This window comes from Salmonella sp. SAL00670 (assembly GCF_046552235.1).
Taxonomy (GTDB): domain Bacteria; phylum Pseudomonadota; class Gammaproteobacteria; order Enterobacterales; family Enterobacteriaceae; genus Salmonella; species Salmonella enterica.
Genome location: NZ_JBGDUO010000001.1, coordinates 1,068,097 through 1,089,254, shown reverse-complemented (window position 1 = coordinate 1,089,254; position 21,158 = coordinate 1,068,097). Strand labels below are relative to the sequence as shown.

Sequence of the window (21,158 nt, the reverse complement as noted above, 5' to 3'; positions counted from 1 at the left end):
AAAAACCATTTATAAAATATTTAACTTAAATAAAAATGATAAGCACTATTATATTTTATTTCCAATGTAAATTAATTCATGTGAAAGTGATTTCATGTGCTTTTCAAATCATGGCTGGCTCGCCCCCCGGAGGAACAGGCCAGTTAACATTATCAGGAGTGTTTGTTATATCAATCAACTTCACTTCATTCTTGTAAGCCAGCCACACTAACAGTTTTGATCCTGTCCGCGTATTGTGGACACAGCTTTAAGCGAGGTTCTGGTTTTCAAATTGTTCCGGACTGAGATCGCCGCAGCCCCTGACGGCGCAGGCTGGACGCTATCGTTTTTACATTGTACCTCAGGCCCCAGGTTCACTTCCTCAGCAAGCCGGGGCGCACCGTAGAGCTGTTTTGCCTGGCTGAAGGCCTCTCTTACGACATTGTCGCAGTCTTGGCGGAACTGCTGGTGGGTATTAACGACTGTGCGCCTTGTTTGCCAATGCCGATTCCGAACTCATTCTGACGCCGATCATCATTGCCGTGTTGCTCGCGCCTGGTTTCAGCAAAAGCACCACGCTGGCTATACTGCATTTCTTTTTCCGCAGGGAGAAGTGAGTAAATGAGTATGGAAATGGAGCTTTCCCTATAATGGCGGCTGAAGCTAATCATGTGTCATGTATTGCAAATGTCAAAGTGATAAATAAAGTTTCAACAGTCTGTGTTTTTTGTGAAAACGACTCGCTATGGTGCTAACCCTATATGAGGGACTGATTGAACATCAGATATATCCCGGCTTATTTAATACTGCTTACTATGAGGGTAATAATATGTTTTCTCTTATTAAATCACGTAAAGTTTTATTCATAACAACTCTTCTGCTGTTGTCGTCTGCTGCCCAGCCAGCGTTCGCTCTGGGGTGCTTAGGGGACGGTGGTAGCACTAAAGAATGTGCAGAGGTTTGTTCCCTGGCGGCAGGTTTAGGCCCCCTTGGTTTTCTCATTTGCTTTTAATGTCTGAGAAGTGGTTATCCTGAGCCTTTCCTGTTCATGTAGTGAAGGCCCATTCAGAACATCATATTTAAACTATCGTAATGGAACAAAGAGTTACTTTAAAGAGCTCTTTGTTCCTTTAACCTTGATGAAGATGGTCAACGTCTGGTTTTACAAATCCGATACAGACAGGATAGCTGCTATGTTTGTTATCCATCTGGAAGGTTATCTGGCTGATAGCATCAAGCGCCAGTTGTGGCCATTGCTTCAGTACCCAGTGTGCCACTACAGTGCCACTACATTGGTGGCCGTAGGCCAAAACTGACGCCGGAGCAATGGGCGCAGGCAGGGTGCCTTATTAGGGCAGGAGTACCGCGACAGCAGGTAGCGATTATTTATGATGCGGGGCTGTCGACGCTGTACAGAAAATTCCCTGTGTTAGGGTAATGCAGTATTTCCACGGTGCGTGCCACCCAAATATGTGCTGTGGATGCTTTATAGGGTGTGCCATTTTTGTGTCAAACATGGTGAAGCATCATTCTATTTCTAACATCATGTGCCATTGAGTTGAGCAATGTGAATGCGGAAATGTGTATTTGAAACAGTTAGTTAAATGTGATTCTACTAATTCGTAATGCGAAGGTTGTAAGTTTGATTCCTGTTATTGCAACATTTCAATGTTACTGTAACTTCCGTGTTAGCCCATAACCATTCCAATTTCTACAAGACAGGTGCTTGCTATATATTTACCAATCAGTCATTTTAAAAGTGCGTCATAACCGGAGAACTGCCCTCGTCAGGAGGCCTGTTTTCAGAAAGGCAATATCCTGTTTCGACAGTAGCTTATATGTGACCGGGTTAGCAGCACATTCCCCTCCGCCACATTCCAGTACAGTTGAAATAAGGTTGGCAGTAATCAGTAACAGAAATACCCAACCGACAATACTGAACAGGTCCGGATTAATATTCAATGAACGAAATGCAACATTCATGCTACTGATTGCCAGAACCACCGCAACAGCAATAATAATCAGAATTGACGTAATCAGAGTCCAGGTATAAAAGTGTAATCCAAAAAATGCAGAACCATATCCTGTGTCACCGGGCATGATATGCAAACATATTTGCCGGGATGCCATAACTCCGGTCAGGATACTGCCAATAATTACCATCCCGTAATGTATACCTCGTAGACCAAAGCAGAGGTTAAATAAAAAGCCAAAACCGGCGATGATGAGGCCAGCCCGCTGTAATAAGCAAATTGGACAAGGCAGCTCATGCCTAACGAGTTGATAATAAAAGGCTACAACCAGAGCAACGCATATCCCAAGGAGTCCCACCTGATTAATCAGATGAACAAGTGTTGTTGGATGATGATGCGTTTTCATACACACTCCTTAAAATGACAAAGTCAGCGAATTGGTCATATGATGAATGAATGATAAAATAGTGACGATGAGTAAAACGGCCCACAGAATGTAGCTGACTTTATCCTTTCTGTTTATGGCCCCCATTGCCACGCTCAGTGCAAGCAAGAATGGCAGAAACATGAACATAAAAAACTCCTTTATTACATTGCTTGTTAATATAATCGCTGTGTATTACCGGGTCTGTATTCCAGCTTATCCACCCCGCATTAGCCGGAGCTCAGTAAGGCATCAGGAATTATTTGCGTTACTATAAATCGATTATTTCTGTGATGAGTTATCCCGGCATCTGCTGGTTACAGGGATATTTCTGGCGACAAGAGTAAGAAATATCCCGATAACTAATGGTATAATAAGCAGCATTGAGTGTGTTGAAATAGCATATCCATAAATATAGTCTTCCAGACTTACCGCAATCAGCGGAAAGATAAGAAATACAAGCGAAGCCTGGAAGGCATTAGCCTTTTGCTGAAGCGCAAAGTAGCACAGGATACCAAAAACTCCGGCAAAAGCCCCGAGATACAGGGTAGCTAATATTGAGTGTACTGAGAAGGTTGATACTTGTGGTCTTTCAAAAAACCATCCTGTCGCAGAAAGTATCAACCCAGCTAAAAGGCACGGGAGCGCATTAAATGTGATAACAGAGACAGTACAACTTCTTTTCTTACATTGTGTATATATTATGGCATGGATTAACACAGCAGAAATAAGCGCAGTGATACCCTGCCAGTGACTCTCTGTACTTGTATTCGTTTCTTCAAGAAGTATCCCCGTCAATGCAGTGATTGCGATAGTTAAGCCCGCGATCTGCATTAGTTTCGCTTTTTCATTTAGAAACAAAACCGATGCTATCAAAACGGCCACAGGCATATTCGCAAAGATAATGGCGGCAAGCCCAGAGTTGACATAGGTTTCACCATAAATCATTAGTGAGAAAGGAATGCAAAAATAAAAGATGCATATCACAAACTGGAATAATCGTTGTCCGGGAGGAAACAACAGTGTTTTTTTTCTTAACCATGCAATGATGATTAAAAAAGGTGCTGCAAACATAAACCTCATTCCGGTTGCAAACACTGGAGGGATAGTTTCAACGGCAATTCGCATGGCCAACCATGTAGTCCCCCAAGTCAGTGAAACTAGCATGAATAATATAGATATCGACACCTTGCGCATAAGATCCTCTCCGTAAAAAAATTAATTTAGCTTTTTAGCTAGAAAAAAGTAGCGTTTTCTTCACTGTGTTTTTTATATGTTTAGATAAAAATTTCTCTATCAGAAGACGCAGTTATGCTGAATGAGAAAAATAATAAATGACTCAGGCTGTTACCACACGATTGTCCACTGCGCCTGTAAGACCTGGCAGCAGTTGTCGATTTAATGTCTATTCTTGCTGGAAGGCATAAAACGCCTTGAAGATGAAGAGCTCATCATTAGTCGGGTCCCTTGTTGAGCCAGGACAAGTTTAACTTATCGCTTTCAACCCTTACGATGATAAATGATCTTATCCACCCATAATGGACATACGGCTAAATGAGTAAATTCTCAAGTAAGAGGCAGGATCTGTATCAACCAGTAAGAAGCCCCAGAAACAGCACCGGCTGAATTCCGTCAGGAAGCTCTGAAACTCGCTGAATGTACGTTGCCCGCGAACGATTGTTAATCAGCGCCATAGCAAGAATAATTGTTTGTTTCACAAGGAGATAGAAAAAACTATAGCTTTGCGCCGGGGCGGAGGCAGGAGGAGATAACTCGTTGTAATAGAATGTTTTTATATGGCGACCTTAAGAGAAATGCTTTCGCCTCGGTATACCACCCGCTATGAAGACCTGCTTCAGGTTAAGTGGCAGGTTTATCCCGATTTTCACATTCCTGATGTAATGGAACCGCAGCCACATCGTATGCAAGAACGGGCTGCGGCAAGCTGGCGATCGTTCGATAGTGCGAGTATTGAATGGTTGCCAGTTGCGGCGGATTTTACTTGTTCAAGATGACTAACCAATGTGTTTAATCTGAAACTAGCCACCTGTTCAACTTTTCGCGATCGCTTTTGTTGGCATCACTATTAAGCCTTCGTCTACATGGGTATTTGGCATCGGGAGTCCCCCAATGGAAGAGGGGAGTGATGTATTGGGCAGTTAATTTGTTTGGTCGGGGGATTTATACGCAAAATGGCCCGAAATATGTCCGAATTAAAACGTAAAAAGTGATAACTAATTGAATCTATTAGAATCAAAAATAACATATTCCAATCGTTAAAATCACTTAATTAATATGTAACATTATGAATTTAAAGAGAAATATCAATGGTTGCCGTAAGCGGGAATCGTATTCGGTCTCTTTTTTTCTTATAAATCAGTTGCTTATGATCAATAATCCGAAATTTCCGAAATTTTCCAGAATTTCTGTATTCCGGGCTTTTTCGTTATATCAGATCCAAATCCAGTTTAACATTTCTTTTACAGCAAAATCAGAGCATCACGTAAGCTTTATTATCGCGTTCATCGAGATAGAGTTTCGTGGTGTTCTCTGAAGTATGTCCCAGGAGTTTCTGAGCAAACCCTTCGCCGTAAGCGTCTTTATACAGTCGTCCGGATAAGCTGCGGATCTCGTGAAACGGCGGTGGGTTTTCACTGAAATTTATTCCGGTCAATTTTCGTGCCGCAACAAATTTTTTAGTCAGGCTATTAGGATGAATACTCCCGTTCGGGCTGTTTTTGCGTATGCCAGCGCTGATAAGGTATTCGCTACGGCTTACCAGGCGGCAACGCTCAATCACCGTACTGAGGCGTAAACCCATGGAAGGAAGGTTGAGCGAAAGTGGCAGAGCGATTTTCATCCCGGTCTTGATTTGCTTAACGTACAGTCGCTCATCAATAATGTGACTGAACTGAGACTGTAAGTAAAATTGTGTAATTGCCTGTCTTTGATATGTTCACTCCAGTAACGGAGACAGGCAATTATGGACGAAAAGAAACTCAAAGCCCTTGCGGTTGAACTGGCTAAAGGCCTTAAAACCGAAGCCGACCTCAATTCGTTTTCCCGTATGCTGGCGAAATTAACCGTCGAAACGGTGCTCAATGCGGAGCTGGCTGACCACCCCGGGTATGAGAAAAATGCGCCCAAAACAGGCTCAAACACCCGTAATGGCTACTCGTCCAAAACGGTGTTGTGCGATGACGGCGAGATAGAACTCAACACACCGCGTGACCGTGAAAACACCTTCGAACCACAGCTGCTTAAGAAGCACCAGACGCGCATTACGCAGATGGACAGCCAAATTTTATCCCTCTACGCCAAAGGCATGACTACCCGCGAAATCGTCGCCACCTTCAAAGAGATGTACGACGCCAATGTGTCACCCTCGCTGATATCTAAAGTCACCGACGCCGTAAAAGAGCAGGTCACTGAGAGGCAAAACCGGCAACCGGATGCGCTGTACCCCATTGTTTATATGGACTGCATTGTCGTCAAAGTCCGTCAGAATGGCAGCGTAATCAACAAAGCCGTCTTCCTGGCACTGGGTATCAACACCGAAGGCCAGAAAGAGTTACTGGGTATGTGGCTGGCCGAAAATGAAGGCGAAAAGTTCTGGCTAAGCGTGCTGACGGAGCTGAAAACCCGGGGCGTTCAGGACATCCTGATTGCCTGTGTGGATGGTCTGAAGGGTTTCCCGGATGCGATAAACAGCGTCTTACCGCAGCCCCATATCCAGCTGTGCATTATCCATATGGTGCGTAACAGTCTGAAATACGTAGCCTGGAAAGGCTACAAAGTCGCCACCAGCGGCCTCAGGCTCCGACCGAAGAGGCGGCACTGATGGCGATGGATGCGTTCGCGAAAGCCCGGGACGATAAATATCCGCAAATCAGCAAAAGCTGGCGTGCGCACTGGGAAAACCTCAATACGCTCTTCAGTTATCCGCCGGATATCCGCAAGGCCATCTACACCACAAACGCAATCTAATCCCTGAACTGCGTGATCCGTGCCGCGATTAAGAAACGCAAGGTGTTCCCGACGGATGACTCAGTACGAAAAGTTATTTATCTGGCGATCAAGGATGCGTCAAAAAATGGAGTATGCCGATCCAGAACTGGCGGCTGGCGATGAGCCGTTTTATTATCGAGTTCGGTGACCGCCTGAGCGATCACCTTTAATAACTGGGCAGTTACACAGAATTACTGACAGGCTCATTCTTTTGTGTTGCGCCTCTCTGTTTCTATTGTTTTAGATAGCCATGAGAGCTCCGTTGCTGAGAATTTTAGTCGTGGGGTTCTTTCTTCTGCACCGGGTGGGCGCATTTCATAACTGCAGGACCATCTGCTGAATACTGTATAGCTCTGTATATCGCATGTTGTTGAGGTCAGTGTGCAATTCCTCGGTACTGGCTTGTCCTGTATAGGGCTGGAGATTTCTGGGCAATGTCCTTTTGGACCTGAACATATGTTTTTGATTGAAAATGGCATCGTGTTTTATCCTTTACACTGTGAAATGTTGTTTTGTGCTCTTCTGTTGTGATTGGTGATGTGACGGGATCGTCCATGCACCTTCCTTTTATTGACGGCGTATCAGTCCATTGATGCCATGCTTGCTTTATTTGTCCAGCATCAGCAAGCCGTCGTTTTCTTTCTGCTGCAATTCAAGCAACTTAAACCGTATTTCGTTAAGTAAAGGTTTAATAACTCCGCGCTTGCGAACCACCTTTTTGATAACGTCTTTTTCGAAGTATAAACGGCAGAAATGATTTTCATAATTCGCCTATACTCTTCACCCAGCGCTGGCAAATCTTCAACGCTGAAAGGCTGGGGAGAAGGGCGTCCAGTTGCTGAACGGAGAGCGAACCATACGCCCTGATTCCACGTGTTATCAAACTTCATACCGTGGTTATCATCCAGACAAGGCGCTTGAGGTTGCTCATGTCTTTTGGGGAAAGAGGTTCGGTGGTGGGTACTGGATATCCTGGATCGGGAAGTGGGTTCCACTGGTGCCAAATACAGGGGGCTGGTAAACCGGGTGGATACCTCAAATCCTGACAGGCCAGAGCACCAGCCTGATAAAATCGTATTACTGATTTCTAACCAGTGGCACATTAATTGTACCAGCTCAGACTCCAGCTGACAGTTTGCTTTAAGCGAGTAGCGGACGTGACCTGCCCCCAGGAGTAAAAACAAACTTTCTATTGATACATTTAATTAACTTATTTATAACGTTATATTCCAAATACAAACTTGTTCAATTGGGCATGTATGGACATTCAAATCACACATCAAGTTACTGAATTTGATAAAGAAGAACTATTAACCGGATTAAGAAGCTACAATGCTCAGTTCGTCGATTTTAGTAAAAATGGGCAGCTTGGGGTCTACTGCAGAAACGAAAGCGGCGAAATGGTAGGCGGATTAATTGCTGACAGAAAAGGTCCGTGGCTCTGCATCGACTATCTTTGGGTAAGTGAATCTGCAAGGAGCAACGGTCTGGGTAGTAAACTTATGGAGATGGCCGAAAAAGAAGGTTTGCGGAAAGGCTGTGTTCATGGACTTGTAGATACCTTTAGCTTCCAGGCTCTCCCTTTTTATGAAAAACAGGGTTATATACTTCAAATGTCGCTACCGGACTTTCCTAAAGTAGGTTCGCAAAGGCATTATTTAATTAAGCCTGGTTTATAGCTTTGCTGCATTTGAATACCTTGGCTTTATGAAAGCTGCAATCAGGTAGCTTTAAAATATATCGTATTGCTGGCCTGTACACACCATGATCAGCGTCCGCTTCTGGCACAGGGCGGACAGTCAGATTAGGTTTGGCGCTGTGCCATAGATATGTCAGCTCACATTTGAGCTAATGCACATTAATTATCTAAACCAGTTATTAACCACTTCCTCAAACCGTTGGGTTACTTTTTCTCACGGGAATTTCTCTTCCACACAACGTTGTCTATGTAAGGCAATATCGTTTAAATCAGGGGATGCCAGCGCTTTATTAATGTCCCTGGCAATGGTCTCCGGGGTCATTGGCTCCTGCAAATGGAAGCCGGTATCCCCCTCTTTTACGAGCTCAGTCATCCCGCCGCGTGTACTGACCAGTACAGGCTTTCCTGCCCCCATTACTTCAATTGCAACCATGCAGAACGGTTCCTGGAATTGAAAGGGAATAACAACCAGAACTGCTAACGAATAGTAGTTGTATATCTCTTCAGGCGTTACACCTCCAACCATATGACAGTGTGGTTTTAGCCGTTCTGCTAATTCCCGCACCTCACGCTGATAGGTTGCTTTTTCACCTTTACTTTTACTCATATAGTTACCAACGACAACTAACTCTATATCGTTGCGTTCCTTGAGGAGTTGTTCGAACGCCTGTAAAAGCAAAGTCACTCCCTTATCCGGTGATATACGGCCTGCAAAGAAAATCGTTTTTTTTCCGGAGTTATTCCCAGGTCAGACTTTTGCAGTGGTACAGCGTTTTTCTGATAGGCCTACAGGTCAATACCATTAGGGACGATAGCGATATCAGCATCCGGCAGGTACGCCTGATAATGCTTCTTCAAAAACACGCTGGGGACGATCGTTTTAACGTTTTGATCTAACCCATCAGGTTCGAAAGCATTATGCATATGCATAACCATTTTTGCCTTTGGGGCTCTTTTGCGGATCTGGCGGTACAGCTTTATGCTGTTATGAACGATGATTACACTATCATCGGTAACGTTAAAGTCTTTTGCAATATTCAGAATGCGCTGTGAGTAGGGGAGCGGGTCAAGGCGAGTCCACTTCTGAAAGAGGCGCTTATAGAGTCTGCTGAAACCTATGCGATGAACAGAACAATGGTCATTTACCTTTAAAAAATCGCTATAACCTTCATTCTTAATACAAGCGATTCTGTTTGGTAGTTTTTGTTCGCCGTGCAACTTGGTACATCCATATCTCTACTGCGGCTGCACCACGCGGTGGTATGGAGAAAATTGGTGTAACCGTAAGCACTAATTTATCGATCATTGTAACTCCGTAAATCTTGTTGAGTTTTTACTCAACGAGGCGACTGCGCCTGACACTTCGCATTAACATTGCAGATAATTCTTATTTCATACGTAACAGATAAAAAACATGAATCAACTCACAACTTCGTTAGCTATTAATATTCTTGCTATGTATTTATTGGGGTATGCGAACCTTTCGACTTTTACACTGATGATGGCCGCAGCGATGTGCTCAATGAACTAGCTGGTTTGCAGTACCTCACTACTTGGCGGTAGGATGACGGTGGTTAGTTCGAAGAAGTTGCGGAAAACTCAATAGAATACAAGCAATAAAGTGGATTCTTGCAGTGTCCCGGTATAATGATAGCTGCCTGAATCATTGGTATATTTAACAGCAGACCCTCGCTTTTTCGCTTAAAATCTGTTTTTTGTCACAAGCGGCAAGTGTTTAACATTTTCTCAGATTATAGATTAGCGTACTAGCTAAAGATGTCGAGTGTGGGATGTGACATCTGGTGAACTTATAAAACTCCATAGCTAGTTAAGAACGAAATCGTTATTCGTTAAAAAAACGTTATTATTTATGCGGTCAGGAGAGCTAATAATAAGAGGAAAACTTGCCCGAAATCTGCCCGAATTAAAACGGAAAAAGTGATAACTAATTGAATCTATTAGAACGCAACGGAACGTATTTCAGACGATAAAATAGTGGTTTTTTGTTTAACTATATGAATTTAAAGTGAATTTTTATTTTTAGTGAGAACAGGAATCGAATTCGGTCTCTTTTTATTTCTATTGTAAATCAATGGGTTATGTGTTTCCCTTCGAAATTTCCTCAAATTTCTGTATTCCGGTCTTTTTGGTTAGATCACATCCAAATCCGGGTTAACATTTCTTTTACAGTAAAATCAGAGCATCACGTAAGCTTTATTATTGCGTTCATCGAGATAGGGTTTCGTGGTGTTCTCTGAGGTGTGGCCCAGTAGTTTTTGAGCGAATTCCTCGCCGCGTTCGTCTTTGTACAGCCGACCAGCCAGGCTACGGATCTCGTGAAATGTCGGTGGGTTATCACTGAATTTAACACCTGAAATTTTTCTGGCTTTTACAAATTTCTTTGTGAGCCCATCCGGGTGAATATTCCCGGTCGGGCTATTTTTCCTGATTCCTGCACTGATCATGAAATCGGTTCTGCTTACCAGCCGGCAGCGATCGATAACCGTTCCCGGACGTAACCCTGGCACCTCAAGGGTCAGGGATAGGGGAATAGCTATTTTCATTCCGGTTTTAATCTGAGTTACGTGTAAGCGGTTGTCAAAAACATCATTAAATTTCATGTTTACGATATCCTCCCTACGTTGACCTGTAACGAGTGCTAAATCCATCGCGAGAGGGAACCATGAGGGCATATGCTCGTGTAGCATTATAAACCTCTATTCGCAAGCGCTCCCTTGCAACTTCAATTTTTGGTACCTTGGCTTTTTCAACCGGATTCAGTGTTATTCTTCCTTCTACAACAGCTTCACAAAACATGTCAGATAGTACAGACCTCGTCGCCCCCGCCATCGTGTTTTTACCTTCCGCGATCCATAGCTCAAGAAATTCTGCAACATGACGCGTGCTTACTTCTGCCAGAATCATTTCTCCTAATCCGGGCAGTCCGTTTACGGGCCGTAAGTAACGAAGCTTAATGTAAATGTTAGATCGTATGCGCCTGTTAGGGGCTGCGGGTAAGATAGCCTTACAGACGCATCTGAAAAACCTCCGGCTATGCCGGAGAATATTTATTTACAAAAATCTTACTTCTTATCTTCCTTACTAATGATACAAGAACTAATGGGAAAACTATACCGAATGAAAGATATGTTATTGTTTCAATGATTGACCCATTAGATGGGCCGTCAATGCGATGAAGATCATCAATTTGCTTGAGCCCTACAATGGTTAATAGAAGAGTTGCTATCTTGAAAAAGAAGAAGTGCATAGCGAGAATGTGTACTGTATTCTCGCCTATTGTTGTGAAGAATCTAACGAGTATGTTAGATTTTATGTGGTAAGAAATACCAATTACGAGAGAAATGCTAATAAGCGATAAAAAGATAAAGCAATACGGATCAATGCTTCCGTATAAATACATAGTTGGCCGTATTACAATGTAACTAAGGACTATGACGATTAGCGCTGGCAGCATAGCATTTATGCTGCTCAAGGATTTGAATCCAAATTTTTTAAATACATAGCCTATGTAGAAAAACGGCAAATAGACGAAGTATTGTGCGTTTGGAATGTGAGTGTTTATGTAGGGATTATTAGCAATTGCATTACTTTTTACAATCCACCAACCAATGAAGAATAAAATTAAAACTGAAGATCCAATTAGCAGTTTATTTTCTTTAACCACTCTATTTAGCCAATAAAAAACAAACTGCATTAAAATCAATACTGGTATGAACCACATTGCACCTGCCAGTGCTTCAGATGGTATTGTTATAGACCGTATAAATGCTGTGACATAATCAGCAGGTGAGTAATAAATGTAATTTGTAGGTTGTAACCCAAACTCAGTAAGTAAATTATGCGTCGATATGATTATCGCAGAATAAATAAGGTACTGACAAATAAGCTTTGATCTGCTTTTTAAAAATTTACTAAATCTGTCAGCATACTTGTCGTAATGAAAGAAATAACCCGATAGCAGAAAAAATCCGGCAACTTGATAGTAATAGAATACCTCCCCAAATGGGAAATTTGCAATGTGTCCAGCAACAACAGACAGCATCATAATTCCCTTGGCTATATCAAGACTTCTGTCTCTGTTGCTTCTTACAGATGGAGTTTGCAATAATTCTGGCGTTAGATTGTGCATGTCGTACAAAAAGTGAATTAATCAGTGCGAGAAATTTAACATATTACACTGGAAAAGAAAAACAACTTACCACTTGTGAGCAAAACCATCGCGCCAGAAAATTTACAAACATAAAAACCGTCTCTGCATTACAAACTTAGGAACGAGGGGGCTAAGGAGAACCCAGCATATGCAAGCGACAGCCAGAGATTCAAAATTGACGAGATCTGCAGGGTCAATTGCAGTACATGCTTGGCTGAGACTATGAATGGCTATGCCATTTTCCAGCCAGATCTTTCGCGTGCAGCTTCAGATGCCAATACCAGTGGAATGTAGACCACAGGTTCGTCATCAGGTTATAGCTCAGCAGGGCGGCTGTGACACCATCACTCCAGCGGGCCGGGGTACTCAAGCCAGATTCTGGTATTCTATCCAGACTTGGGGCAGAGTGACTAACAGAGATTGGTTATCCGGGCTGTATGTTACTTTACCATGCGTAGTGTTCAGTTTCAGACACTGCCGGACGGGCCCGAGTAGTCGGCGGTTCTCCTCTTTTAACCCGAGCATGTCTGCCAGTGCAGAGATGATGCAGAACCGTGAGTGCTCGTCGCTAATCTCCACCACACTGACTTTTTATTGATTGTGAATGAGTCTGTCATTCACGTAAATATCAAGCAGGTAATTCCCTGGCGCAATATAGCCATCCCGGCTGAAGGCGGATAAATCCACACTGAGGTGGTCACTGTTTTTAAGAGAATCGGCGCTGAACTCCGTCGTCTCTACTGGCAACGACAGTATATTCAGAGTAATTAGCAGTGTAGGCCGATTCAGTTTCATGGTATAAGCCGCTATCCGTGTTGCCTGAATAAATGAAAATCCGCCGCTGCTGATTTAAACCGTTCCGTGAAATAACAGCGCATCACTGAAGAAATAAACAATTCTGGCGTCCGGACATACCAGATAAATGGACAGCGAAACTGTTTATTAATATCTGAAATAAATATCGGCTTGTGGGCCGTATCAGAAGTGTTTCTGATTATAGATGACTGTGGTGCCGACAGTGCCTTGGGAGATTGATCCTCCAGCGGTTATCATACGTGCAAAGAAATTCAGCTTATTAGTCGCCGAATAGGTATCCAGCGTAATATCACCTGCTGTAGGTGCCTTGCTCAGGTCCACAGGATTAACGCCATCACCTGTCAGAAGCTGAATAGCCACATTGGTAACAGAATTGCTTGCAGTATTTGCTATTTCTCCTTTAGCCAAATGACCGTCCAGTGGGGGCAGAACACTCGGGAATGTCATGGCCACTGTTGAATAGTGGCGGCACCCGCGCCCGAAGTACTTCCGAGGCCCTCAAATAAATACCCGGTAAGATTGATAATAACTGAAACCGAACTCGAGGACTTGCCTGCTGCTGAGACCCTGGTCTACTTTGATGCTCTCGCTGTCCGGCACAATGCAGCCCGACGCATCAATGGCTGAGACACTAAGGTCATCGCCCTCCCGCCAGCGTCAGTGGTGGCAATAGCGCCAGCAGTAAAAGTCGATGCGCCATATATCATACTGACAATCGCTATGGCAAACATTATTTTATTACGCATAGATAATGTCATTTGAGCGAATGAGAATTATTGATCACAGGCTGAAGATAGGTCTGAAAATATTAATGAGAGACGTTCATGTAAAGCGGGTATCAATAATAAAAGCCACACCACACAAAGTGTCTGGCCCCCTCCCAGGACGCCGATATTTAATATAATTCATTGATAATAATAGTGAATTCGAATCAAAATAACAAAAAATAGATCGATACGATAAACGTTTATGATTGTGATTTAAGAGTAATCATGAAAGAAGCACTTTAAAAAAACTAACATGTCGAATGTCTTGTTTGTAAGTGTTTACCATGATTGTGAAATATTTAATAACATTATTGATGAAATGTGTCTTTTATTTTGCGGGAGAGCTCAATATCATGAATGATAATTTCAAGTATGTGTTCAGACCGAAACGAAAACAGGATTAAATACTGCTACAAAATCAAATGTAAGGTTATTAATTCTAATGTTTTAAACTGTCCTGGCTCAAATGCAATAAAGATTCATCGGTGAAGCGGCATATTTCTTTAGTTGTGATGGTCATCACGATAGTCGCCATGTACTTCGCAGTACTGAACATAGTATGAAACTACTACAGCTAACACTGTCTACTGGAGTAGTCTGGCTATCAGTCGTGTTGAGCACTGAAATGTTAAAGATACAACATATGCCGACTCTGGAAGTATTCCTTTGTCTCCGGTTAGACGAAAATTGTTATTGCAGCAGTTGAGAGAATTTCATATCACGGTCTCTTCAATTGCCGAAAGGATTTATATCTTTTTAGCCAAACAGCGTTATGCTGCTGAAATACTCGACTTGTAGGTTATCACAATAAAGCATTTTTTATGGCGCGAGCAAGTATTTATGGCGATTATTCTTGGTGGAGATGATAGCGCGTCACTGAAATTGATGAGTGCTGGAAAGTGTGTGCTGGGACTGTGGTATCATGGGCAAGGTAAAAGAGCGTACTTACATTTACCGGTATTCCATTCGCTTGGAGAAATACATTCTCTCTACCATGAAATGATAAAAAAAATAATTGCTAAGGGGAGGGCTGGGATGGCGTTTAACTAATTGCCCTTCACCCCTGGCACGGCTAGAGGTACTCAGACAGCCGCTTGTAGGCGGCATGGTGCGGATACAAAAACATATTGCGCTGTTATATAAACTGTAAACTGGGCTGTGCGTATAATACGAATCTTTCACTCAGAGAAATCTGCTGGCAGCGTTAGTACTCCACATAAACGTAATTAATTTTGTACTAAATCTCTGTGGTATGGCACAGGCGTTTAGAAGACAGGTCAATTGCGATCTGCTAGCTGGGATTTCGTCGCGCCGCTCAAAAATGCACAGAGTTTTTCACCCGCCGTCAATGGCTCAATGGGCGTTTTTCCGAGGGCGGTCTCAGTCATGACGATGGCAGGACCAATAAGCATGGACCATACTTCACTCGCGTCTTGCTCAAGCGATGTGAAGGCAAGGAACAGTGTTTTATCTGAAGGAAAGCGGTGCTGAGTATTAAAAAGTTTCAGCCAGGCGCGGGACTGCCGGTCGGCCTGGGCTGATCGCGTGCCGAAGCGGAGTACTCTTTTTAGTATGGCGATACCCACAATGCCTGGCCCCAGAATAAAGGGACTCCCGACGTTTATGGTGACGCCGACCCCGAGAAAAACGAGGGCGAATGACAGCACGTTATCTACTCTTCTGGTCAGAGTACTGTATAGTTTTTCCAGAGAGTACCGGTAAAGAATTTGATAACTGATTTCATCCTTGCTCATACATCTCCAGATGGTTTTTCGATTACGCTCCGGTATGTTCCCGGAATCCTGACAGATTCTGCAATTATGCCACACTTCCTGGAGGGTATTAATTAGATAGAATATAAATAGCAGGCAAATATTTTGAGCTTTTAGTCGATATCGCTTTGAATATCATTTCTCCTGCACCAGGAGATGCTGTTGTCAAACGTTGCTGCGTCGGTCGGACTGCACAGGGTAACTCTCGCAGTCAGACTCTCATCATGGTCTCAAATGGATAACCCGCAGTCGTAACACGCCGAATGTCACGACTGACGCTATTATTACCCTGGCTTGTTAAAGCGGCATGACCACATTTTCTATATATAATAATTGGTTGTCTTTCGACCAGTATTGTCGAGTTTTTTGGTTTAATTCCACAATCCATTTAAAAACGCCTGCTGTTGCCAGATCGGTACAGTATTTTTCATAGGAATGCTCGCCCGAAAAGTGTTTAGCTGAAGTCAATTTTATTAATTGCGTATTTGGTGTTGAATTGACTTTAATCAGCTTTCTATTGCTTTTAATAGAAATGAAGTGGCCTGCATGAGTGATAATTTTCACATTGCCGGTAGCAACAAAATAGATGTAATAAGCGATATTATTATATTCCAGATCGATTAGAAATGCGTTGAAATTTGCATCCTTTCTGACGCGCTCGAAAAAGTGGTTAAGCATAAGCTGTAATTCCATTTGTTAACCTATTGTAAGTTATAATGTTATATGTTGTGTTAGAGTATTGTTGCTTAAAAGCAGCCATACAAAGATGTTACCTAAAAGCAATAATAATCACCTGGTATCATATAGTTTGCGTTATGATTGGAATAGTGTTGCAATTGTTACTGATTATTTCTCGTAGCGCGTTTTTTTGACCACTAATAGATGAGTCAATCCATTTCATTTGTAGTTTTTCTGAACGCCATGAAAAGTCATAATATATAAAAATCAGTTAATTAATTGATGTTTAGATAAGGATTACAGTGGCGGAGAGGTTTGGCGTGGCGACTTTATAGGTTTTGAAAAAGCGGCTAACTCGCTGGCAGGATAATTGGTAGCCAGCCTGCGAATGGGGGCAAAATCGTAACAACATCAGCATAAATAATAATATTCATGAATGTTTTATGTGACGCAGCAGTTGAATTGAAGTGATGTTTTGTCTGTTCAGGATTGTCCCGATAAAAATGTTTCTCGATAAAAGTCGATCACCTTGCGCCGAAAAAAAAACAGGCTAAGTGACAGAAGAACAAAATCCATCAGGAAAATAAAATTTATAAATATCAATGAGTAAAAATGGTTGTGGAGAAGGTGGCTATTTTTTGAAAGCAAGAAATATAAACAAAGTGTAGCTATGCATAGTTATCTAAAAGGAGAACTACCGTGACTAACATAACACTATCCACCCAGCACTACAGAATCCATAGAAGTGACGTTGAACCAGTAAAAGAAAAAACAACGGAGAAGGACATTTTTGCAAAAAGTATTACTGCCGTTAGAAATAGCTTTATCAGCCTGTCGACGAGTCTGTCAGATCGTTTTAGCCTGCATCAACAAACAGACATACCGACTACCCATTTTCATCGTGGGAACGCTTCTGAGGGTAGGGCGGTATTAACCAGTAAAACTGTTAAAGATTTTATGCTGCAAAAGCTCAATAGTCTGGATATCAAAGGTAATGCGAGTAAAGATCCGGCCTATGCTCGTCAGACATGCGAAGCCATATTATCAGCCGTGTACAGTAATAATAAAGATCAATGTTGTAAATTACTCATCAGTAAAGGGGTCAGTATTACCCCCTTTCTGAAAGAGATAGGAGAGGCTGCGCAGAATGCGGGGCTACCTGGGGAGATAAAAAATGGCGTATTTACTCCAGGTGGGGCAGGGGCGAATCCTTTTGTCGTCCCCCTCATTGCTTCCGCGAGTATTAAATATCCGCATATGTTTATAAATCATAATCAGCAGGTATCTTTTAAAGCGTATGCTGAGAAAATCGTTATGAAAGAGGTTACGCCGCTGTTTAATAAGGGGACGATGCCAACGCCACAACAATTTCAGTTAACTATAGAAAATATTGCGAATAAGTATCTTCAGAATGCCTCCTGAAGGTAGTAAATACAATACTGCTATTAACCATATGAATTAATAGCAGATTTTCTGAAACTATATATTCATTTTTATGGCGACGCTTTTAACAAAACGTCGTCATATTTATTTTAATATAAAAATCAAATGGATACACTTAAAACTTAAAATAATTGTTATTACTCTAAATGCCGGTATAACCAGACAGCTTTTTTTGAAACGCTGCGTGTTGTTAAGTTTATGATACCCGCGCACGGATGATGTCTCGATAAGGATTAATGGTCTGTTAACTGTCAGGAGAGGTTATGCCGCCTTTAAAAAAAATTGTGCTGCGCCTGTTTGTGGGGGCGATGGTCGCCACGGTAACGACACCTGCATTGGCGCTGGTTTGCCTTGAGGATCACTCCGCTAAAGAGTGTGCTATATCGTGTGCTGAGGCGATGTGGTTTATGTTTCCGATATGTTTTTAAGGAGGAAGAGTATTGAAGGTGAACAGGCGATAGTGAGTAGCTCGCTGCGCCAGGGGATAACCCTCCCCTGGCGCAGCCAGTTATATTTTATTGCGATGATAACAAAGCATTTACTCGCTAATGGTGAAATTCGCTATTTACAACAGCGCACGCTTACTAAGCAAAAAAATCTGCACACGCTATCTTTTTATATCTGTCCTGGATAATGAACGACAGGAAAAACATGATGCGGCCTGAAGAGATTTATCAGCGAATAGAGGCAAAGAATTGGCGGCATGTCTGGGTGGTTGGCGATATTCACGGCTGTTTTTCAATGTTAATGAAAAGGTTACGTGAGTGTCGATTTGATCCGCAACAAGACTTGTTAGTTTCTGTGGGCGATCTCATTGATAGAGGCCCGGACAGCCTGGGCTGCCTGGCTTTACTGCGTGAGTCCTGGATGACGGCGGTTCGCGGCAATCATGAACAAATGGCGCTGGATGCGCGGGCCTCATCGCAGTCGACGCTGTGGTTGATGAATGGTGGCGACTGGTTTACCCGCCTGACGGCTGAACACGCTGCGCAAGCTGAAGCGCTTTTTATTCTTTGTCAGCGGCTGCCCTGGATACTGGAAGTTCGTTGCCGCCATAGCACGCATGTGATCGCTCATGCAGATTATCCCGCGTCAACCTATCAATGGCAAAAAAAGGTCGACTTACATCAGGTTCTCTGGAGCCGCGAACGGCTCATAAATAAGCGCGGCGGGATTAGCGGAGCCGATCATTTTTGGTTTGGCCATACGCCGTTGCGTCGGCGCATGGATTTTGCCAACGTACACTATATTGATACGGGCGCGGTATTTGGCGGGCAATTGACGTTAGCGCGGATACAATAGCGGTATCAGCGACCAGGGTTAAAAATCGCTATATTGCTGCGCAGGTCGCCAGAAGCCGTCGATAAAATCCTCTACCGGAAAACAGCCGCCATGGCGAATCCGTTGAGCGTCCATCGAATAAAGACAATGCTGCTCGGTATCGTAGATGTCCACGACAATATCCTCGCATCCTCCATCCAGGTAACATACAAAAAGTACCAGCGCGAACATTACATCCTCAATGTTAACTACTTTACACGATAGTGTAGGAGAGGTTAGCGCAGGGGGGAAATGAGAAAAGGAAGAATAAATAACCCGCCTGGCGACGGGTTCTTTTTGAGTCAGGCAAGACGCATAACCCAGGCATCAGATTTAGGATCGTAATGATTACGGAACAAAACGGAATGTTCCCCGTTGAGAATGGCGGGAACGCTGGTTTCGGCATCCCAGGCGTCCAGTTGCATACATAAATCCGGATCGGATTTACAGGGGATTGTTAACGTTCGCTCCCCCGGCGATTCGCCATGTAATTCGGCATCGTCGATTTCAAAAGCGCCAATGCGCACACTGGTTTTCATCATCGTGCTCTCCGTTAATACGCTAATTGTGGTACGACCAGTTTAGCCGTCCATTTTTCAGCGTAGTCAACGTACGCAAAAGCGCCAGTCAAAAAGTGCGGTTTTTTTGTGCGCCTTTTAACTATTACCAGTAAAGAGTTTGCCATCACGTACCAGTTCACGCGGGTAACTGTTCTTTATTCTTGAGCCGATACGTTTTGCCAGACCAAGCGGCTGATGCTGGAACGTCACCAGGACATCATCAGCGGCAGGGGGTGTTTGCGGATAAATATCCCGACCGCGATACCACTCCTCCGCCTCTTGCACAGAAAGTTCGAACGCGTGAGCATGAGTCGGGCAGGCAAGGGCTATCGTCGCCTCATGTTGCCAGCGATAGCCTTTATTATGACTTTCGGCCAGCTTAATGCCGAGCCGGGAAAAACGGACTTTTCCGATCAGTGATTCAATTTCTGCCGGGAACAGCCAGACCTCTTTTTCACGCTGCCAAAGATGGAGATTTTCATCCCATAACAGTCCGACGGCGTTGGCCGCCTGGGTAACGTGTAATGCTTCGCGGCCTTTGAGGGGGGTAAAAGGAAACGCCCCCACTTTATACCCCGGCGCGGGCATGGCTGGAAGGGATGACATTTTACGCAGACGTGCGACGAAGAATCCTTCGCAGTCGTAAATTTGCGGGAAGACGTGCAGGAAGCCTTCCGGGGTGAGGGCGCGGTCAGCGTCAGGAAACAGATCACCCAGCGGCAAAAATTCAACGGCGTCGGCGTAGGTCTCTTTCAGCCAGAGGCAGACCGCTTCGTTTTCCTGGCGATTTAACGTGCAGGTGGAGTAGACCAGCGTGCCGCCGGGTCGTAAAGCATGAAAAGCGCTGTCGAGCAGTTCCCGCTGTGTCGCCGCGATATCCAGATTGCTTTCTGGCGACCAGTTTTTTAGCGCATCAGGATCTTTACGTACTACGCCTTCGCCAGAGCAGGGCGCATCCAGCAGGATAGCGTCAAACATCTCCGGTAACGCAGCGCCAAATACGCGGCCATCGAAATGCGTCAGTGCGGTATTGGCGATTCCACATCGGCTGATATTAGCGTGCAGAACTTTGACGCGGCTGGCCGAAAATTCGTTGGCCAGAATGGCGCCGCGGTTCCCCATGCGGGCAGCGATCTGCGTGGTTTTGGAGCCAGGCGCCGCTGCCATATCCATGACCCGCTGCGGATGATTATCATCGGCGAACAGGGCCGCGACCGGCAGCATCGAACTGGCCTCCTGAATGTAAAATAGGCCGCTTAAATGCTCAGCGGTACTGCCAAGCGGCAATGCCTCTTCATCATCGCGCTCGATCCAGAATCCTTCATGACACCACGGAATTGGCGTGAGCGACCAGCCGTAGGGCGCGATTAGGGCAAGGAAATCAGCCACGGAGATTTTAAGCGTATTGATGCGTATACTGCGGCGCAACGGGCGTTGGCAGGCCGAAATAAATTCATCAAAAGAGAGCGTGGAAGGCATTGCTTCACGCATTTGCGTCAGAAAAGCGTCAGGAAAATAGACAGCGTGTTGAGCCACAGGTGTATCGCC

General features: G+C 43.9%; 21 protein-coding genes and 6 pseudogenes. 9 read left to right on the top strand and 18 right to left on the bottom strand.

Annotated elements, in window-relative coordinates; translation table 11 throughout:
* Positions 1-278: 278 nt before the first annotated feature.
* Positions 279-480 (bottom strand): annotated as a pseudogene (locus ACLJRS_RS05450) (IS3 family transposase); the annotation flags it as partial.
* On the opposite strand from ACLJRS_RS05450, the gene ACLJRS_RS05445 reads away from it, so the two are divergent.
* A complete protein-coding gene (locus ACLJRS_RS05445) occupies positions 471-596 on the top strand; it encodes a hypothetical protein (RefSeq protein ID WP_000457876.1) in 126 nt (41 codons plus the stop codon). The pseudogene ACLJRS_RS05450 and the gene ACLJRS_RS05445 sit on opposite strands and share 10 nt — an antisense overlap.
* Before the next feature lie 513 nt (positions 597-1,109).
* On the opposite strand, the gene ACLJRS_RS05440 is transcribed toward ACLJRS_RS05445, so the two are convergent.
* Positions 1,110-1,256 carry a hypothetical protein gene (locus ACLJRS_RS05440; RefSeq protein WP_000951652.1) on the bottom strand — a complete coding sequence of 49 codons (147 nt, stop codon included), beginning with the start codon at positions 1,254-1,256 and terminating at the stop codon, positions 1,110-1,112.
* A gap of 14 nt (positions 1,257-1,270) precedes the next feature.
* On the opposite strand from ACLJRS_RS05440, the pseudogene ACLJRS_RS05435 reads away from it, so the two are divergent.
* Positions 1,271-1,417 (top strand): annotated as a pseudogene (locus tag ACLJRS_RS05435) (helix-turn-helix domain-containing protein); the annotation flags it as partial.
* A 326-nt stretch (positions 1,418-1,743) separates the two neighbouring features.
* Here ACLJRS_RS05435 and ACLJRS_RS05430 read toward each other — a convergent pair.
* From ACLJRS_RS05430 to ACLJRS_RS05415, 4 genes and pseudogenes are all read right to left on the bottom strand, one after another.
* The gene (locus ACLJRS_RS05430; RefSeq protein WP_000848072.1) at positions 1,744-2,358 is read right to left on the bottom strand and encodes a disulfide bond formation protein B; all 615 of its coding nucleotides are present in this window, start codon (positions 2,356-2,358) and stop codon (positions 1,744-1,746) included.
* Positions 2,359-2,367: 9 nt separating this feature from the next.
* On the bottom strand, positions 2,368-2,526 hold the full coding sequence (locus ACLJRS_RS05425) for a DUF5993 family protein (protein ID WP_000480735.1): 159 nt from the start codon (positions 2,524-2,526) through the stop codon (positions 2,368-2,370).
* A gap of 132 nt (positions 2,527-2,658) precedes the next feature.
* Entirely contained in the window at positions 2,659-3,573 is a 915-nt protein-coding gene (locus ACLJRS_RS05420) for a DMT family transporter (RefSeq protein ID WP_001233445.1), read from the bottom strand.
* Between the two features lie 1,294 nt (positions 3,574-4,867).
* A pseudogene (locus ACLJRS_RS05415) lies at positions 4,868-5,290 on the bottom strand (tyrosine-type recombinase/integrase); the annotation flags it as partial.
* Between the two features lie 69 nt (positions 5,291-5,359).
* Here ACLJRS_RS05415 and ACLJRS_RS05410 point away from each other — a divergent pair.
* Positions 5,360-6,554, top strand: a pseudogene (locus ACLJRS_RS05410) (IS256 family transposase).
* A 145-nt stretch (positions 6,555-6,699) separates the two neighbouring features.
* Here the strand turns inward: ACLJRS_RS05410 and ACLJRS_RS05405 are convergent.
* Together ACLJRS_RS05405 and ACLJRS_RS05400 are read right to left on the bottom strand one after the other, a co-directional pair.
* Positions 6,700-6,840 carry a hypothetical protein gene (locus tag ACLJRS_RS05405; protein WP_001617922.1) on the bottom strand — a complete coding sequence of 47 codons (141 nt, stop codon included), beginning with the start codon at positions 6,838-6,840 and terminating at the stop codon, positions 6,700-6,702.
* A 164-nt stretch (positions 6,841-7,004) separates the two neighbouring features.
* Positions 7,005-7,274: a hypothetical protein gene (locus ACLJRS_RS05400; protein WP_001752421.1), complete on the bottom strand. Its 270-nt coding sequence runs from the start codon at positions 7,272-7,274 to the stop codon at positions 7,005-7,007.
* 369 nt (positions 7,275-7,643) lie between these two features.
* Between ACLJRS_RS05400 and ACLJRS_RS05395 the strand changes: the two genes are divergently transcribed.
* The gene (locus ACLJRS_RS05395; protein ID WP_000354410.1) at positions 7,644-8,063 is read left to right on the top strand and encodes a GNAT family N-acetyltransferase; all 420 of its coding nucleotides are present in this window, start codon (positions 7,644-7,646) and stop codon (positions 8,061-8,063) included.
* Positions 8,064-8,297: 234 nt separating this feature from the next.
* On the opposite strand, the pseudogene ACLJRS_RS05390 reads toward ACLJRS_RS05395, so the two are convergent.
* The 5 genes and pseudogenes from ACLJRS_RS05390 to ACLJRS_RS05370 form a co-directional block, all read right to left on the bottom strand.
* A pseudogene (locus ACLJRS_RS05390) lies at positions 8,298-9,389 on the bottom strand (lipopolysaccharide N-acetylglucosaminyltransferase).
* An 889-nt stretch (positions 9,390-10,278) separates the two neighbouring features.
* Positions 10,279-11,017: pseudogene (locus ACLJRS_RS05385) on the bottom strand (tyrosine-type recombinase/integrase); the annotation flags it as partial.
* Between the two features lie 118 nt (positions 11,018-11,135).
* On the bottom strand, positions 11,136-12,233 hold the full coding sequence (locus ACLJRS_RS05380) for an acyltransferase family protein (RefSeq protein ID WP_020924196.1): 1,098 nt from the start codon (positions 12,231-12,233) through the stop codon (positions 11,136-11,138).
* A gap of 612 nt (positions 12,234-12,845) precedes the next feature.
* A complete protein-coding gene (locus ACLJRS_RS05375; RefSeq protein WP_000774038.1) occupies positions 12,846-13,049 on the bottom strand; it encodes a FimD/PapC N-terminal domain-containing protein in 204 nt (67 codons plus the stop codon).
* 183 nt (positions 13,050-13,232) lie between these two features.
* Positions 13,233-13,478 carry a hypothetical protein gene (locus tag ACLJRS_RS05370; protein ID WP_001051755.1) on the bottom strand — a complete coding sequence of 82 codons (246 nt, stop codon included), beginning with the start codon at positions 13,476-13,478 and terminating at the stop codon, positions 13,233-13,235.
* A gap of 1,160 nt (positions 13,479-14,638) precedes the next feature.
* Here ACLJRS_RS05370 and ACLJRS_RS05365 point away from each other — a divergent pair.
* A complete protein-coding gene (locus tag ACLJRS_RS05365; RefSeq protein ID WP_306007793.1) occupies positions 14,639-14,887 on the top strand; it encodes a CZB domain-containing protein in 249 nt (82 codons plus the stop codon).
* Positions 14,888-15,114: 227 nt separating this feature from the next.
* Here the strand turns inward: ACLJRS_RS05365 and ACLJRS_RS05360 are convergent, their stop codons facing one another.
* Both ACLJRS_RS05360 and ACLJRS_RS05355 read right to left on the bottom strand, forming a co-directional pair.
* Positions 15,115-15,591, bottom strand: a complete 477-nt coding sequence (locus ACLJRS_RS05360) for a hypothetical protein (RefSeq protein ID WP_000030945.1) — start codon at positions 15,589-15,591, stop codon at positions 15,115-15,117.
* Between the two features lie 315 nt (positions 15,592-15,906).
* Positions 15,907-16,302, bottom strand: a complete 396-nt coding sequence (locus ACLJRS_RS05355) for a DUF1398 domain-containing protein (protein WP_000422887.1) — start codon at positions 16,300-16,302, stop codon at positions 15,907-15,909.
* Positions 16,303-16,986: 684 nt separating this feature from the next.
* Between ACLJRS_RS05355 and sopE2 the strand changes: the two genes are divergently transcribed.
* From sopE2 to pphA, 4 genes are all read left to right on the top strand, one after another.
* Positions 16,987-17,709 carry an SPI-1 type III secretion system guanine nucleotide exchange factor SopE2 gene (sopE2, locus tag ACLJRS_RS05350; protein ID WP_000182072.1) on the top strand — a complete coding sequence of 241 codons (723 nt, stop codon included), beginning with the start codon at positions 16,987-16,989 and terminating at the stop codon, positions 17,707-17,709.
* A 284-nt stretch (positions 17,710-17,993) separates the two neighbouring features.
* On the top strand, positions 17,994-18,158 hold the full coding sequence (locus ACLJRS_RS05345; RefSeq protein WP_001134856.1) for a membrane protein: 165 nt from the start codon (positions 17,994-17,996) through the stop codon (positions 18,156-18,158).
* Positions 18,149-18,364: a hypothetical protein gene (locus ACLJRS_RS05340; RefSeq protein ID WP_001574231.1), complete on the top strand. Its 216-nt coding sequence runs from the start codon at positions 18,149-18,151 to the stop codon at positions 18,362-18,364. The genes ACLJRS_RS05345 and ACLJRS_RS05340 overlap by 10 nt, the downstream gene beginning before the upstream one ends.
* A gap of 17 nt (positions 18,365-18,381) precedes the next feature.
* Positions 18,382-19,032 carry a protein-serine/threonine phosphatase gene (gene pphA, locus ACLJRS_RS05335; RefSeq protein WP_000986176.1) on the top strand — a complete coding sequence of 217 codons (651 nt, stop codon included), beginning with the start codon at positions 18,382-18,384 and terminating at the stop codon, positions 19,030-19,032.
* Between the two features lie 18 nt (positions 19,033-19,050).
* On the opposite strand, the gene ACLJRS_RS05330 is transcribed toward pphA, so the two are convergent.
* The 3 genes from ACLJRS_RS05330 to rsmF form a co-directional block, all read right to left on the bottom strand.
* The gene (locus tag ACLJRS_RS05330; RefSeq protein ID WP_410957758.1) at positions 19,051-19,242 is read right to left on the bottom strand and encodes a YebW family protein; all 192 of its coding nucleotides are present in this window, start codon (positions 19,240-19,242) and stop codon (positions 19,051-19,053) included.
* A gap of 110 nt (positions 19,243-19,352) precedes the next feature.
* Positions 19,353-19,589 carry a YebV family protein gene (locus ACLJRS_RS05325; RefSeq protein WP_024131167.1) on the bottom strand — a complete coding sequence of 79 codons (237 nt, stop codon included), beginning with the start codon at positions 19,587-19,589 and terminating at the stop codon, positions 19,353-19,355.
* 117 nt (positions 19,590-19,706) lie between these two features.
* Entirely contained in the window at positions 19,707-21,146 is a 1,440-nt protein-coding gene (gene rsmF, locus ACLJRS_RS05320) for a 16S rRNA (cytosine(1407)-C(5))-methyltransferase RsmF (protein WP_001670762.1), read from the bottom strand.
* Between the last annotated feature and the right edge of the window lie 12 nt (positions 21,147-21,158).

Bases quoted from the DNA above. Each gene is read 5' to 3' on its own strand.
- ACLJRS_RS05340 (WP_001574231.1), top strand. From the start codon at position 18,149: ATGTTTTTAAGGAGGAAGAGTATTGAAGGTGAACAGGCGATAGTGAGT.
- ACLJRS_RS05355 (WP_000422887.1), bottom strand. From the start codon at position 16,302: ATGGAATTACAGCTTATGCTTAACCACTTTTTCGAGCGCGTCAGAAAG.
- ACLJRS_RS05430 (WP_000848072.1), bottom strand. From the start codon at position 2,358: ATGAAAACGCATCATCATCCAACAACACTTGTTCATCTGATTAATCAG.
- ACLJRS_RS05375 (WP_000774038.1), bottom strand. From the start codon at position 13,049: ATGAAACTGAATCGGCCTACACTGCTAATTACTCTGAATATACTGTCG.
- ACLJRS_RS05405 (WP_001617922.1), bottom strand. From the start codon at position 6,840: ATGTTCAGGTCCAAAAGGACATTGCCCAGAAATCTCCAGCCCTATACA.
- ACLJRS_RS05380 (WP_020924196.1), bottom strand. From the start codon at position 12,233: ATGCACAATCTAACGCCAGAATTATTGCAAACTCCATCTGTAAGAAGC.
- ACLJRS_RS05400 (WP_001752421.1), bottom strand. From the start codon at position 7,274: ATGAAGTTTGATAACACGTGGAATCAGGGCGTATGGTTCGCTCTCCGT.
- ACLJRS_RS05420 (WP_001233445.1), bottom strand. From the start codon at position 3,573: ATGCGCAAGGTGTCGATATCTATATTATTCATGCTAGTTTCACTGACT.
- ACLJRS_RS05360 (WP_000030945.1), bottom strand. From the start codon at position 15,591: ATGAGCAAGGATGAAATCAGTTATCAAATTCTTTACCGGTACTCTCTG.
- ACLJRS_RS05345 (WP_001134856.1), top strand. From the start codon at position 17,994: ATGCCGCCTTTAAAAAAAATTGTGCTGCGCCTGTTTGTGGGGGCGATG.
- ACLJRS_RS05325 (WP_024131167.1), bottom strand. From the start codon at position 19,589: ATGAAAACCAGTGTGCGCATTGGCGCTTTTGAAATCGACGATGCCGAA.
- ACLJRS_RS05395 (WP_000354410.1), top strand. From the start codon at position 7,644: ATGGACATTCAAATCACACATCAAGTTACTGAATTTGATAAAGAAGAA.
- pphA (WP_000986176.1), top strand. From the start codon at position 18,382: ATGATGCGGCCTGAAGAGATTTATCAGCGAATAGAGGCAAAGAATTGG.
- ACLJRS_RS05425 (WP_000480735.1), bottom strand. From the start codon at position 2,526: ATGTTCATGTTTCTGCCATTCTTGCTTGCACTGAGCGTGGCAATGGGG.
- ACLJRS_RS05330 (WP_410957758.1), bottom strand. From the start codon at position 19,242: ATGTTCGCGCTGGTACTTTTTGTATGTTACCTGGATGGAGGATGCGAG.